Source organism: Thauera butanivorans NBRC 103042 (assembly GCF_001591165.1).
Lineage (GTDB): Bacteria > Pseudomonadota > Gammaproteobacteria > Burkholderiales > Rhodocyclaceae > Thauera > Thauera butanivorans.
In genome coordinates this window covers 18,502-32,038 of the sequence record NZ_BCUG01000010.1, presented here as the reverse complement: position 1 = coordinate 32,038, position 13,537 = coordinate 18,502, and the positions used below count along the sequence as shown (strand labels likewise).

Here is a 13,537-nt window from a genome sequence, read left to right as displayed (position 1 = left end):
TCCGCTCCCGTCGTCAGTTGCCCTGCAACTGGCGCAGCAGGTCGGAACCGGCATCGTCCGCCGGCGAAGCCCCGCCGCCGCCCAGCAGCTCGTCGAGCTTCAGTTCCTGCTGCTCTCCCGCTTTCGGACTGCCGTCGCCATAGGACACCAGGCCGGGGAAGGCGATGATCAGGCCGACCATGCAGAGCTGGATGATCACAAAAGGCACGGCACCCCAGTAGATCGAGGACGACTTCACCTTCTCCGATGCCACCGAGCGCAGGAAGAACAGCGCGAAGCCGAAGGGCGGATGCAGGAAGGAGGTCTGCATGTTGACCGCGAGCAGCACGCCGAACCAGATCAGGTCGATGCCCAGCTTGTCCGCCACCGGCGCGAGCAGCGGCACGATGATGAAGGCCAGTTCGAAATAGTCGAGGAAGAAGGCAAGCAGGAACACCAGTACATTCACCGCGATCAGGAAACCGATTTCGCCGCCGGGCAGCGAAGTCATCAGATGCTCGACCCACAGGTCGCCATTGACGCCGCGGAAGGTCAGACCGAACACGCTCGAACCGATCAGGATGAAGATCACGAAGCACGACAGCTTGGTCGTCGAATCCATCGCCTGCTTCAGCAGCGTCATCGACAGGCGCCTGCGCGACACCGCCATCAGCAGCGCACCGACCGCGCCCATCGCACCGCCTTCGGTCGGCGTCGCAACGCCGATGAAGATCGTGCCGAGCACCAGGAAGACCAGGCCCAGCGGCGGAATCAGCACGAAGGTCACGCGCTCGGCCATGCGCGACAGCAGGCCGAGGCCGAACAGGCGGTTGATCATCGCGACGACGAAGGCGATGCCGATCGACACCATCGCCGACACCACGACCACTTCGTCGCGCGGCGCGCCTTCGCCATAGAACCAGCCGGCAAACAACCACGCGCAACCCGCCGACAAGGCCGTCAGAACGGCGAGCGAACGCAAGCCGCTCGAGCCGTCATCCTCGCGCAAGGTGCGCGCCTCGAGCGGCATCGCCGGCGCATGAGAGGGGCGGACGATCGCCACGACGGCGACGTAGGCCGCATACATGCCGGTGAGCATCAGCCCCGGCACCAGCGCGCCCTGGTACATGTCACCGACCGAACGGCCGAGCTGGTCGGCCATGACGATCAGCACCAGCGAGGGCGGGATGATCTGCGCCAGCGTGCCCGAGGCGGCAATCACGCCGCTCGCCAAGCGATGGTCGTAGCCGTAGCGCAGCATGATGGGCAGCGAGATCAGGCCCATCGAGATCACCGAAGCCGCCACCACGCCGGTGGTCGCCGCCAGCAGCGCGCCGACGAAGATCACCGCGAAGGCGAGGCCGCCGCGGATCGGACCGAACAGTTGGCCGATGGTGTCGAGCAGATCCTCGGCCATGCCGCTGCGTTCGAGGATCAGGCCCATGAAGGTGAAGAAGGGCACGGCCAGCAAGGTGTCGTTGGCCATGATGCCGAACACCCGCTCGGGCAGCGCCTGGAACAGCGCACCATGCAGCAGGCCGAGCTCGATGCCGATGAGGCCGAACAGGATGCCGTTGGCCGCGAGCGCGAACGCCACCGGGAAACCGAACAGCAGGAACAGGATCATGGACGCGAACATCAGCGGCGCCATGTTGGCGATGATGAACTCGGTCATTTCGCGCGCCCCTGCTCATCGATCTTGACACTGTTCGCCTTGATCGCAGCGACCAGTTCCTCCGTTCCTGCACCGGCGGATTTCTTCACCAGCGGATTCGGTCCGTGCCCAGTCAGGAAAGCGATGCGCTTGATCAGTTCGGAGAGGGCCTGCAGCACCAGCAGGCCCAGGCCCAGAGGCAGCAGCAGCTTGACCGGCCAGCGGATCAGGCCGCCGTAGTTCTGCGACATCTCGCCCGACTGGATCGAGGTCATCACGATCGGCAGCGACAGCCACAGAATCAGCACCGCCATCGGCAGCATGAAGAACAGGATGCCGATCACGTCGACGATGTTCTGTCCTCGCGGCGACAGCCGGCTGGTGAGGATGTCGATACGCACGTGCTCGTTGCGCAGGAAGGTGTAACCTGCCGCCAGCATGAAGATTGCGGCGAACAGGTACCACTGGATTTCCAGCAGTGCGTTCGAACTCGTGTTGAACAGTTTGCGGGCAAGCGCGTTGCCTGCGCTGATCACCACGGCGATCAGCACCAGCCACATCACGCTACGCCCGACCCGTTCGTTGATCCAGTCGATCAAGCGGGCAATTCGCAGCAATAAGGACACGGGGAAAACTCCAGAAACGCGCGGCGACACGATGAACGAACCGCCGCGCCTGCGCACATGCGCGCAAGCAAGCCCATCGAAAGCCCGGCATTATTTCACAGCCTCCATTTCTCGCGCCTACACCCTCATCAAAACGTCTTATATGGAAAACTCATCGATACCGCCGGAAACATGCCGCCTTTGCCTCGTCCGCCATGGCGAAACGGCCTGGAACACCGAACGCCGCCTGCAGGGGCATCTCGACATTCCGCTCAATGAAACCGGGCTGGCCCAGGCCGCGGCCACGGCGCAGCGGCTGCAGGCGCTCGGACACGGTTTCGCCGCACTGTACTGCAGCGACCTGATGCGCACGCGCCAAACCGCTGCAGCCATCGCCCGTCAGCAGACCTTGGAGGTGGTCCACGACGAACGCCTGCGCGAACGCCACTACGGCCTGTTCCAGGGCCTGACCTATGACGAAGCCGAGCATCGGCACCCCGAGCTCTATCGGCGCTTCAAGGCGCGGGAGCCCGATTTCGGCTTTCCGGGACACGGTGAAAGCCTGATCGGCTTCGCCTCGCGCGTCCATGCAGCGCTTGAAGACATCACCGGGCGCCACGCCGGCCAGGCCGTGCTGGTGGTCACCCACGGCGGCGTGCTGGACATCGCCCACCGGCTTGCGAGCAGCGCGCCGCTGGAGGCAGCACGCAACTTTCCCATCCCCAATGCCGCACTGAACTGGATCGAGCGCACCGGCGAACGCTGGCGCCTCCTTGCCTGGGCCGACGAAGGCCACCTTGGCGGCGGTGCGCTGGACGAACTGCCGAACATATGACGAGCGCAGCAAAATCAGCGATTCCGTGAAATATTAGGGTTTTCCGTGGTTTCCGGACGTTGAATAATTGCACCTATAATCAGATACAAATTTTCGATATTCAACAGAGGAGACGCACATGGAACGCCGCAAATTCCTGCAAGGCGCCGGCATGGCCGGCATTCTGGCCGCCGGTACGGCACCGGCCATCGTCCATGCCCAGCAGCAGATCCGCTGGCGGCTGGCATCGAGCTTCCCCAAATCGCTCGAAACCGTCTATGGCGCCAGCGAAGCCTTCGCCAAGTACGTCTCGGACGCCACCGGCGGCAAGTTCGTGATCTCGGTCCACCCGGGTGGCGAACTCGTTCCCGCCTTCGGCGTCGTCGATGCGGTCCAACAAGGCACGATCGACTGCGCACATACCGCGCCGTACTACTTCTTCGGCAAGGACGAGACCTTCGCGCTCGACTGCTGCATCCCGTTCGGCATGAGTTCGCGCGCCATGACCGCGTGGATGTTCGAGGGCAACGGCACCAAGCTGCTGCGCGAGTTCTACGCCCAGTTCAACATCGTCAACTTCCCGATGGGCAACTCGGGGGCGCAGATGGGCGGCTGGTACCGCAAGGAGATCAAGTCGGTCAAGGATTTCGACGGCCTGAAGTTCCGCGTCGGCGGCTTCGGCGGCCGCGTGCTGGCCAAGCTCGGCGTGGTGCCGCAGAACATTCCGGCCGGCGAAATCTACCAGGCGCTGGAGAAAGGCACCATCGACGCGGCCGAATGGATTGGCCCCTACGACGACCTGCGCCTGGGCCTGCACAAGGTCGCCAAGAACTACTATTACCCGGCATGGTGGGAAGGCAGCACGCAGTTCTCGCTCTACATCAACGACAAGCAGTGGAACGGCCTGTCGGCCGAGTACAAGGCCATCATCGAACAGGCCTCGCGTGCCGCCCACCTGAACTGCCAGGCCCGCTACGACGCCCGCAACCCCGGTGCACTGAAGCAGTTGGTCGCCGAAGGCGCCAAGCTGTCGCGCTTCCCGAAGGATTTCATGGACGCCGCGTTCAAGGCCTCGCGCGAAGTCTACGCCGATCTCGAAAAGAACCCCAACTGGCAGAAGATCTACCCCGACTACAGCCGCTTCCTCGCCGACCAGGTCCAGTGGGAGGCCGTCGCGGAGAGCAACTACTCGCAGTACATGGCCGCACAGAAACTGTAATTCCTGCGCTGCCGGAGACGCTCGCCGCGTCTCCGGCAAACCGGGGATCACGCGGCATCCTCAGCTTCCCGCCGGGCGCACCCTCCGCCCTGCGGGGCTTTTTCGTGCTCCACAGGTTCCACACACGCCATGGAAATCCTCCTTCGCCTGTCCGGCGTCATCGATGCGGTGAACCGGCTATTCGGCAAATTCGTGATATGGCTGATCCTCGCCGCGACGATCATCAGCGCCGCCAATGCAATCGCCCGCAAGGCCTTCAACATCGGCTCGAATGCCTTTCTCGAAATCCAGTGGTACCTGTTCGGCGCCGTGTTCCTGCTCGGCGCGGGCTACACCTTCCTGCAGAACGCCCACGTGCGCATCGACGTGCTGGCGAGCAGGCTGTCGATGCGCACGCGCATGTACATCGACATCGTCGGCATCCTCGTCTTCCTGCTGCCGATGTGCTGGTTCATGATCGATTTCGCCTGGCCGGTCGTGATGGCAGCCTATGTCTCGGGCGAAGTGTCGTCCAACGCCGGCGGCCTGATCCGCTGGCCGGTCTATGCGCTGGTGCCGGCCGGCTTCCTGCTGCTCGGCCTGCAGGCGATCTCGGAACTGATCAAACGCCTTGCCTTCCTGCAGGGCAAGGGGCCCAACCCGCTGCTGCAGGGCGCCCACGACGGACAGGATGACATCCACGGCGAAGAGGCACAAAAATGATCGAATTCTTCTCCGCCCACGCACCCGAGCTGATGTTCGGCTCGCTGATGCTGTTCCTGCTCACCGGCTTTCCGGTCGCCTTCTCGCTTGCCGCCTGCGGCCTGCTGTTCGGCTTCCTCGGCATGGAAGCGGGCCTGTTGCCGCCGAGTTTGTTCCAGGCGCTGCCGCTGCGCGTGTTCGGCATCATCCAGAACGACACCCTGCTGGCCATCCCCTTCTTCACGCTGATGGGCCTGATCCTCGAACGCAGCGGCATGGCCGAGGACCTGCTCGACACCATCGGCCAGCTGTTCGGCCCGATCCGCGGCGGCCTCGCGCTTGCCGTGATCTTCGTCGGCGCGCTGCTGGCGGCGACCACCGGCGTGGTGGCGGCCTCGGTGATCTCGATGGGCCTGATCTCGCTGCCCATCATGCTGCGCTACGGCTACAGCCCGGCTGTCGCCAGCGGTGCGATCGTCGCCTCGGGCACGCTGGCACAGATCGTGCCGCCCTCGCTGGTGCTGATCGTCATCGCCGACCAGCTCGGCCGCTCGGTCGGCGACCTGTACAAGGGCGCCTTCATCCCGGCCTTCACGCTGATCGGCCTCTACGCGCTTTTCATCATCGCGCTGGCGATCTTCAAGCCCAAGCTCGTACCGGCCCTGCCGCCGGAAGCGCGCAGCTACCGTGAAGCCGACGGTTCGAGCGGCATGCGCTCGCTCGCCATCTTCGGCCTGCTCGTCACCATCGTCGCGGTGGCCTTCGGCATGTACTACGGCGAGATCCTCAGCGCGTTCAAGGGCGAGGAAATCGACCCGGCACTGGACGAGACCATCGTCGTCGCCCTGACCGCAGGCTCGGCGCTCGCCTTCATCGCCGCCCAGATCAACCGGTTGCTCGGACTGGGTCTGCTGTCGCGCATCACCGAACGCGTGACCTTCGTGCTGATTCCGCCGCTGGCCCTGATCTTCCTCGTGCTCGGCACGATCTTCCTGGGCGTCGCGACACCGACCGAAGGCGGCGCGATGGGTGCCGTCGGCGGCATCGTGATGGCGCTGATGCGCGGCAAGCTCGACATGCCGTTGCTGAAGCACGCGCTGGAGTCGACCTCGCGCCTGTCCTGCTTCGTGCTCTTCATCCTGATCGGCTCGACGATCTTCAGCTTCACCTTCACCGCAGTCGACGGCCAGATCTGGGTCGAGCACCTGTTCGACAGGCTGCCCGGCGGCGAGATCGGCTTCCTGCTCTTCGTCAACACGGTGATCTTCGTCCTCGGCTTCTTCATCGACTTCTTCGAGATCGCCTTCATCCTGATTCCGCTGCTGGCGCCGGTGGCGGACAAGATGGGGATCGACCTCGTCTGGTTCGGCGTACTGGTGGCGATGAACCTGCAAACCTCCTTCCTGACGCCGCCGTTCGGCTTCGCACTGTTCTACCTGCGCAGCGTGGCGCCGGCCAAGGACTTCGTCGACCGCATCACCAGCAAGCGGATCGCCGGCGTGAAGACCATGGACATCTACCGCGGCGCGATCCCCTTCGTGCTGATGCAGCTCATCATGGTCGTGGCGCTGATCCTGTTCCCCGGCCTGGTCACGAGCGTGTTCAACAAGGCGGTCGCGGTGGATCTCGACACCATCGAGATCAACGTCAACGACGGCAGCGGCGGCAGCTGGGGCAGCGACGAAGACAGCGGCAGCAGCGGGTGGTGAAGGCCGCCGGCCGGGGCAGGCATATCCGCATGCCCCGGCCGGCAGCCCGTGCGCTGCAGCGGGACGCGTGCCAACAGGCGCGTGGTAACATCCGCTTTTAACGCCACTCCTTTTACCGGTTCCGTCCATGTTCTCTTCGCAAGACACTCTCGCCAAAGTCGATCCCGAGCTGTGGGCCGCCATCCAGGCCGAAAACAAGCGTCAGGAAGACCACATCGAACTGATCGCTTCGGAAAACTACGTTTCCCGGGCGGTGATGGAAGCCCAGGGCTCCCAGCTCACCAACAAGTACGCCGAGGGTTACCCCGGCAAGCGCTACTACGGCGGCTGCGAGCATGTCGACGTGGTTGAGCAGTTGGCCATCGACCGCCTGAAAGCGCTGTTCGGCGCCGAAGCCGCCAACGTGCAGCCGAACTCCGGCTCGCAGGCCAACCAGGCGGTGCTGATGGCTTTCGCCAAGCCTGGCGACACGATCATGGGCATGAGTCTGGCCGAAGGCGGCCACCTCACCCACGGCATGTCGCTGAACATGTCGGGCAAATGGTTCAACGTCGTCGCCTACGGCCTGAACGACAAGGAAGAGATCGACTACGGCAAGATGGAAGCGCTGGCGCGCGAGACCAAGCCGCGCATCATCATCGCCGGCGCCTCGGCCTATTCGCTGCGCATCGACTTCGAGCGCTTCGCCAAAATCGCCAAGGAAGTCGGTGCCATCTTCTGGGTGGACATGGCCCACTACGCCGGCCTGATCGCCGCCGGCTTCTATCCCAACCCGGTGCCGCACGCCGACGTCGTCACCTCGACCACGCACAAGACCCTGCGCGGCCCGCGCGGCGGCATCATCCTGATGAAGGCCGAGCACGAGAAGGCGCTGAACTCGGCGATCTTCCCCGGCCTGCAGGGTGGCCCGCTGGAACACGTCATTGCCGCCAAGGCGGTCGCCTTCAAGGAAGCCGCCACACCGGCCTTCCGCAACTATCAGGAGCAGGTGATCGCCAACGCCCGCGTGATGGCCCGCGTGCTGGGCGAGGAACGCGGCCTGCGCATCGTCTCCGGGCGTACCGAAAGCCACGTCTTCCTGGTCGATCTGCGCAACAAGAAGATCACCGGCAAGGAAGCCGAGGCAGTGCTGGGCAGCGCCCACATCACGGTCAACAAGAACTCGATCCCGAACGACCCCGAGAAGCCCTTCGTCACCTCCGGCATCCGCATCGGCTCGCCGGCGATGACGACCCGCGGCTTCACCGAGATCGAGGCCGAACAGGTCGCCCACCTGATCGCCGACGTGCTGGATGCCCCGCACGACCAGACGGTGATCGGCCGCACGCGCGACAAGGTCGCCGCGCTGTGCGCCAGGTTCCCGGTGTACGGCAAGTAAGCCCGAACGCGGGGCGAGCCGACCACGCCCGCCCCGCAGCGCCTTCCGGCCATGAAATGCCCTTTCTGCGCTGACCCCAACACCCAGGTCACCGACACGCGCGAGAACGAGGATGGCGACGTCGTCAGGCGCCGCCGCCGCTGTCCGAAATGCGACAAGCGCTTCACCACTTACGAGCGCATCGATCTCAAGATGCCGCACATCGTCAAGCGCAACGGCAGCCGCACCGAGTTCGACCACGACAAGCTGGCCGGCAGCATGAAGCTGGCGCTGCGCAAGCGCCCCGTCACCATCGATGCCGTCGACGCCGCAGTGGACCGCATCGAAGCCCGCCTGCTGTCGCTGGGCGAGCAGGAAGTGCCGAGCGAGAAGATCGGCGAACTGGTGATGAAGGAGCTGAAGAAGCTCGACAAGGTCGCCTACATCCGCTTCGCTTCGGTCTATCGCAACTTCGCCGACGTGGATGAGTTCTCCGAGCTGATCCGCGAAGTGCAGCCCCGCTCCCGCCGCAGCAAGCCTGCCAAGCCCGAACAGGAATCCGGCCATGACCTTTTCGGCGGCTGATCATGCCGCCATGGCGCGCGCGCTCCAGCTTGCCGCCCACGGCCTGAACACGACTTCGCCCAATCCACGCGTAGGTTGCGTGCTGATGCGCGACGGTGCCATCGTCGGCGAAGGCTGGCATCACCGCGCCGGCGAGCCTCATGCCGAAATCCACGCGCTGCGGCAGGCGGGCGGTGCCGCGCGCGGCGCCACCGTCTACGTCACGCTCGAACCCTGCTCGCACCATGGCCGCACGCCGCCCTGCGCCGATGCCCTGGTCGAGGCCGGCGTCGCCCGGGTCGTCGTCGCCATGGACGATCCCAACCCGCTCGTCGCCGGACGCGGCCTGGCGCGCCTGCGCGCCGCCGGCATCGCCACCGAACACGGCCTGCTGGAAGCGGAAGCGCGCGAACTGAACCTCGGCTTCGTCTCGCGCATGACCCGCGGCCGCCCGTGGCTGCGGCTCAAGGCGGCAGCCACGCTGGACGGCAAGACAGCATTGGAAAACGGCATCAGCCAGTGGATCACCGGCCCCGAGGCCCGTCGCGACGGCCACGCCTGGCGCGCGCGCGCCTGCGCGGTGCTGACCGGCATCGGCACCGTGAAGGAAGACGACCCGCAGCTCAGCGTGCGCGACGTCGCCTGCGAACGCCAGCCGCTGCGCATCCTGATCGATGCCCGGCTGGACGTCTCGCCCGGCGCCCGCATCCTGCAGGGCGAACCAATCCTGATCGCCACTGCCAGCGAGGACAGCGCGCGCATCGCCAGCCTGTCGGCCGCCGGGCACCGGCTGATCGTGCTGCCGAACGCCGCCGGCAAGGTCGACCTGCCGCAGCTGATGAGCGAACTCGGCATGCTCGGCCTCAACGAAGTCCACGCCGAAGCCGGCTTCAAGCTCAATGGCTCGCTGCTGCGTGAAGGCTGCGTGGATGAGCTGCTGCTGTATCTGGCGCCGATGCTGGCCGGCGACGCCGCCCACGGCCTGTTCAATCTCGCCGCGCTGACAAGGCTGGAAGACACCGCCCGGCTCGACATCCGCGACCTGCGCCAGGTCGGCCGCGACATCCGCATCCTCGCGCGCTTCGCGGCCGATCTGCCGGCGAAGCGATAAGCACATCGCGCGGCCTCGCCGTGCTGCCTGCGGCCCCGGCCCGCGTAGGATGGGTATCGGCGCTGCGCGCCTTCAACCCATCCTACGCCCGTTCAACCCGCGCCGCCGCAGACGGCACAGCCGGGATCACGGCCGAAGCCGATGCTGCGCCACTCCATCGCCAGGCCGTCGAGCAGCAGCAGGCGCCCGACCAGCGGCGTGCCGCAGCCAATGATCAGCTTGAGCGCTTCGGCGGCCTGTGTCGTACCGATCAGGCCGACGATCGGCGCGAACACCCCCATCACCGCGCAACGTACTTCTTCGATATCCTCGCCTTCCGGGAACAGGCAGTGATAGCAGGCCGCCTCGGGCCGCCGCAGGTCGAATACCGACACCTGCCCGTCGAAGCGGATGGCGGCACCGGACACCAGCGGCTTGCGCAGTTTCACGCAAGCGCGGTTGACCGCATGGCGGGTGGCGAAATTGTCGCAGCAATCCAGCACGACGTCGGCCGCCGCCACCTGCTCGTCCAGCGCGTCGCCATCGAGCCGCGCCTGCAGCGGCACGACCCTGGCGAGCGGGTTGAGGCGCTGCAGGCTGATTCGCGCCGATTCGACCTTGGGCCGGCCGACCGTCTCGGCCGAATGCAGGATCTGGCGCTGCAGGTTGGTGAGGTCGACGTCGTCGTCGTCGGCGATCACCAGCGAACCGACGCCGGCCGCGGCGAGATACATCGCTGCCGGGGAGCCGAGGCCGCCGGCACCGACGATGAGGACTTTCGCGCCGAGCAGCGCCTCCTGTCCCTCGACGCCGATTTCGGGCAACAGGATGTGGCGGCTGTAGCGCAGCAACTGATCGTCGTTCATGCGGCGGAGAATATGCGTGAAATGGGCGGGAATTCGCGCAGTCTATGCGGCGACCGGATGCCCGCCCGAGAAGGCGGGCACCCGGTACATTCCCACCGGAATCAGGGGCGCCCGGCTCAGGGGTACCCGGTCAGGGCTTCGGCTCGGACGCCTTCTTGCCCTGGACGATCTGCAGGCCCTTGAGCAGGTTGATCGCCTGCTGCAGCTGATGGTCGTCCTTGCCGGCAAGCTCGAAGCGCACCGGCTCGGCCTCGTCGGCGCCGCCGTCTCCCTTCCCGGCCTCCCGCGCCCTGATCTCGGCCTCGGGATCCTTGTCGTTGCCCAGGTGGCCCTGCAGATCGGCTTCGCGGACCCGGCGGTTCGAGCCGTTGGCGCTTTCCTCGACGACGATGTCGGGTTCGATGCCCTTGGCCTGGATCGAGCGGCCGTTCGGCGTGTAGTAGCGTGCCGTGGTCAGCTTGATCGCGGTGCTGTTGTTGAGCGGCAGAATGGTCTGCACCGAACCCTTGCCGAAAGTCTGCGTGCCCATCACGACGGCGCGCTTGTGGTCCTGCAGCGCGCCGGCGACGATCTCGGACGCCGAAGCCGAACCGGCATTGACCAGTACGACCATCGGCACATCCTTGGCCCCCGCGGGCAGGCGGTCGAGGAAATCGTCACGCGTGCCGCGCAGGTAGTCCTCCGGCATCGCGCGGTATTCGCGCTTGGCGTCCTCGGTGCGGCCATCGGTGGACACCACCATCGCCCCCAGCGGCAGGAAGGCCGCGGACACGCCCACCGCGCCATGCAGCAGGCCGCCCGGATCGTTGCGCAGGTCGAGCACCAAGCCGCGCAGCGCCCCTTCGGCATTCAGCTTGTTCAAGTGCTGGACCACCGATGCCGCGGTGTTCTCCTGGAACTGCGCGACGCGCAGATAGCCGTAGCCCGGCTCGACGAGCTTGGACTTGACGCTCTGCACCTTGATGACCTCGCGCGTCAGCTTGAGCACGATCGGCCGCGATTCGCCCTTGCGCATGATCGTCAGCTCGATGGCGGTGTTGGGCTTGCCGCGCATGCGCTTGACCGCATCGTTCAGGCTCATGCCCTTCACCGGCGTGTCGTCGAGCTTGACGATCAGGTCGCCGGCCTGGACACCGGCGCGGAAGGCCGGCGTGTCCTCGATCGGCGAAATCACCTTGACGAAGCCGTCTTCCATGCCGACCTCGATGCCCAGCCCGCCGAACTCGCCCTGCGTGCCGACCTGGAGCTCCTTGAAGGCTTCGCTGTCCAGGTAGGCCGAATGCGGATCGAGTCCCGACAGCATGCCGCTGATCGAATCGACGATCAGCTTCTTGTCCTCGACCGGCTCGACGTAGCCCTGCTTGATCGCATTGAACACGTCGGCATAGGCGCGCAATTCCTCGACCGGCAGCGGCATCTGGGTCGTGCGGTCGGCATTGGCGGAAAAATTGAGACTGAGCGCCACGCCGGCGAACACGCCGGTCATGACGAGGCCGAGCTGTTTCAGCTTGCTGCGCATGAGAACTCCATCGGGGAAGCGGCTCCTGCCCTTCGCACCGTTTGATCTAGTTGAGTCGCACCCACTGCATCGGGTCGAGCGGGCGGCCCTGATGGCGGAGTTCGAAGTATAAACCCGATTCTCCGCCCCCTCCGCTGGTGCCCACGCTGGCGATCGCGTCGCCGCCGGACACCGCATCGCCCACTTCCTTCAGCAAGGTGTCGTTGTTGCCATACACGGTGAGGTAGTCGCCGCCGTGATCGATGATGATCAGATTGCCGTAGCCGCGCAACCAGTCCGAATACACGACTTCGCCCGTTGCGACCGCCTTGACGTCCGCTCCGGTGCCCGCCCGGATGAACACGCCCTTCCACGTCGTGCCGCCTTCCGCCCTTGGAGCGCCGAAGCGGCCGACGAGTTCGCCACGCACCGGAAAACGCAACTGGCCGCGAAGCTGGGCGAAGCGCACGCCGGTCGGCGTCGCCCCTGCGCTGCTGCGCGCTTCACCGACGACCGGCTCGGCGCGCCGCGCCGGCGGGCGGACCGCAGCCGACGGCGGCGCGGCATTCCCGGCCGCCTTCGCCTGGGCTGCCGCGGCGGCGGCACGCGCCTCGGTCGCGCGCTGTTCCGCCAGCTTCCTTGCTGCCTCGCGTGCGGCCGCTTCGCGGGCACGCTTGACCAGGGTGTCGATCACCTTCGCCAGACGCTGCTCGTCCTCGCGCAAGGTCGCCACTTCGCGCTTCTGACTCTGCAGCTGCTTCGAGATTTCGGCCAGCGCGGCCTTGCGCTGGAGCAGGCTGGCTTCGAGCTGCTTGCGCTGCTCGTGCTGCCGGGCTTCGAGCTCGGCCACGCGGTCCCGCCGGCGGCCGATTTCCTGCGCGCGCAGTTCGGTCTCGCGCAGATCGGCGCGCATGCGCTCGATCAGGCCCAGACGGGCACGGCCGAGCTGTTCGAGATAATAAGCATCGCGCGCGATCTGGTTCGGATCGCGCGCCGACAGCAAGGGCGCCACGCCATCCGCCGCACCATGCATGTAGTGCCGGCGCAGCCACTCGGCCAGCTCTCCGCGGCGGGCATCGATGCGCGCGCCCGCCTGCTGCTGCTCCCGCTCCAGTTCGGCCAGCCGCGCATCGGCCTCGGCGCGCTCGCGCTGCAGTTGCAATACCCGGCGCTGCGCGCGCGACACTTCGCGCTCCGACTCGGTCAGCGCCTTTGCCGCATCGGAACGGTTCGCCTCGGTACGCGACATTTCCTGCTGCAGGTCGCGGATGCGCTTCTTGAGGTCGTCGAGGTCCGAGCGCTTGTCGGCGATGTCGCCCGTGGCCTGCGCGCGGACGGCATTCGGCGCCACTGCCGACGCCAGCATGCAGCCAAGGACGAAAGCAGCCAGATAGCCACGGCCAGCGATACGCATGAAGCGAGAATTCCGATTCAAGGGAATGAGCGAGGTTGCAGGAAGAAAGCCGAACGAGGCCAGCGGGCACGAACGAAGACCGGATCC

General features: G+C 66.0%; 12 protein-coding genes. 7 read left to right on the top strand and 5 right to left on the bottom strand.

Translation table 11 applies throughout. The features are described from left to right. Positions 1-13 precede the first annotated feature (13 nt). Positions 14-1,654, bottom strand: a complete 1,641-nt coding sequence (locus tag TBU01S_RS05300; protein ID WP_068635598.1) for a TRAP transporter large permease — start codon at positions 1,652-1,654, stop codon at positions 14-16. Further along, complete coding sequence (locus TBU01S_RS05295) at positions 1,651-2,259, bottom strand: TRAP transporter small permease subunit (protein WP_169802952.1); 609 nt, start codon at positions 2,257-2,259, stop codon at positions 1,651-1,653. The genes TBU01S_RS05300 and TBU01S_RS05295 overlap by 4 nt, the downstream gene beginning before the upstream one ends. 142 nt (positions 2,260-2,401) lie before the next feature. Between TBU01S_RS05295 and TBU01S_RS05290 the strand changes: the two genes are divergently transcribed. From TBU01S_RS05290 to ribD, 7 genes are all read left to right on the top strand, one after another. Continuing rightward, positions 2,402-3,073, top strand: a complete 672-nt coding sequence (locus TBU01S_RS05290) for a histidine phosphatase family protein (protein WP_068635597.1) — start codon at positions 2,402-2,404, stop codon at positions 3,071-3,073. Between the two features lie 118 nt (positions 3,074-3,191). After that, entirely contained in the window at positions 3,192-4,271 is a 1,080-nt protein-coding gene (locus tag TBU01S_RS05285; protein ID WP_068635596.1) for a TRAP transporter substrate-binding protein, read from the top strand. A gap of 129 nt (positions 4,272-4,400) precedes the next feature. Then, positions 4,401-4,973, top strand: a complete 573-nt coding sequence (locus TBU01S_RS05280; RefSeq protein WP_068635595.1) for a TRAP transporter small permease subunit — start codon at positions 4,401-4,403, stop codon at positions 4,971-4,973. After that, complete coding sequence (locus TBU01S_RS05275) at positions 4,970-6,661, top strand: TRAP transporter large permease (protein ID WP_068635594.1); 1,692 nt, start codon at positions 4,970-4,972, stop codon at positions 6,659-6,661. The genes TBU01S_RS05280 and TBU01S_RS05275 overlap by 4 nt, the downstream gene beginning before the upstream one ends. Before the next feature lie 127 nt (positions 6,662-6,788). Further along, positions 6,789-8,039, top strand: a complete 1,251-nt coding sequence (glyA, locus tag TBU01S_RS05270) for a serine hydroxymethyltransferase (protein WP_068635593.1) — start codon at positions 6,789-6,791, stop codon at positions 8,037-8,039. Positions 8,040-8,090: 51 nt separating this feature from the next. Next, entirely contained in the window at positions 8,091-8,603 is a 513-nt protein-coding gene (gene nrdR, locus TBU01S_RS05265) for a transcriptional regulator NrdR (protein ID WP_068635592.1), read from the top strand. Next, a complete protein-coding gene (ribD, locus tag TBU01S_RS05260; protein ID WP_068635591.1) occupies positions 8,584-9,693 on the top strand; it encodes a bifunctional diaminohydroxyphosphoribosylaminopyrimidine deaminase/5-amino-6-(5-phosphoribosylamino)uracil reductase RibD in 1,110 nt (369 codons plus the stop codon). The genes nrdR and ribD overlap by 20 nt, the downstream gene beginning before the upstream one ends. A 92-nt stretch (positions 9,694-9,785) precedes the next feature. On the opposite strand, the gene TBU01S_RS05255 is transcribed toward ribD, so the two are convergent. From TBU01S_RS05255 to TBU01S_RS05245, 3 genes are all read right to left on the bottom strand, one after another. After that, positions 9,786-10,538 carry a HesA/MoeB/ThiF family protein gene (locus TBU01S_RS05255; RefSeq protein ID WP_068635590.1) on the bottom strand — a complete coding sequence of 251 codons (753 nt, stop codon included), beginning with the start codon at positions 10,536-10,538 and terminating at the stop codon, positions 9,786-9,788. A 130-nt stretch (positions 10,539-10,668) separates the two neighbouring features. Then, the gene (locus TBU01S_RS05250; protein WP_068635589.1) at positions 10,669-12,057 is read right to left on the bottom strand and encodes a S41 family peptidase; all 1,389 of its coding nucleotides are present in this window, start codon (positions 12,055-12,057) and stop codon (positions 10,669-10,671) included. A 46-nt stretch (positions 12,058-12,103) separates the two neighbouring features. Then, positions 12,104-13,450, bottom strand: a complete 1,347-nt coding sequence (locus TBU01S_RS05245; protein WP_068635588.1) for a murein hydrolase activator EnvC family protein — start codon at positions 13,448-13,450, stop codon at positions 12,104-12,106. Positions 13,451-13,537: the final 87 nt, after the last annotated feature.

Bases quoted from the DNA above. Each gene is read 5' to 3' on its own strand.
- TBU01S_RS05300 (WP_068635598.1), bottom strand. From the start codon at position 1,654: ATGACCGAGTTCATCATCGCCAACATGGCGCCGCTGATGTTCGCGTCC.
- TBU01S_RS05290 (WP_068635597.1), top strand. From the start codon at position 2,402: ATGGAAAACTCATCGATACCGCCGGAAACATGCCGCCTTTGCCTCGTC.
- TBU01S_RS05285 (WP_068635596.1), top strand. From the start codon at position 3,192: ATGGAACGCCGCAAATTCCTGCAAGGCGCCGGCATGGCCGGCATTCTG.
- TBU01S_RS05280 (WP_068635595.1), top strand. From the start codon at position 4,401: ATGGAAATCCTCCTTCGCCTGTCCGGCGTCATCGATGCGGTGAACCGG.
- TBU01S_RS05275 (WP_068635594.1), top strand. From the start codon at position 4,970: ATGATCGAATTCTTCTCCGCCCACGCACCCGAGCTGATGTTCGGCTCG.
- glyA (WP_068635593.1), top strand. From the start codon at position 6,789: ATGTTCTCTTCGCAAGACACTCTCGCCAAAGTCGATCCCGAGCTGTGG.
- nrdR (WP_068635592.1), top strand. From the start codon at position 8,091: ATGAAATGCCCTTTCTGCGCTGACCCCAACACCCAGGTCACCGACACG.
- ribD (WP_068635591.1), top strand. From the start codon at position 8,584: ATGACCTTTTCGGCGGCTGATCATGCCGCCATGGCGCGCGCGCTCCAG.
- TBU01S_RS05255 (WP_068635590.1), bottom strand. From the start codon at position 10,538: ATGAACGACGATCAGTTGCTGCGCTACAGCCGCCACATCCTGTTGCCC.
- TBU01S_RS05250 (WP_068635589.1), bottom strand. From the start codon at position 12,057: ATGCGCAGCAAGCTGAAACAGCTCGGCCTCGTCATGACCGGCGTGTTC.
- TBU01S_RS05245 (WP_068635588.1), bottom strand. From the start codon at position 13,450: ATGCGTATCGCTGGCCGTGGCTATCTGGCTGCTTTCGTCCTTGGCTGC.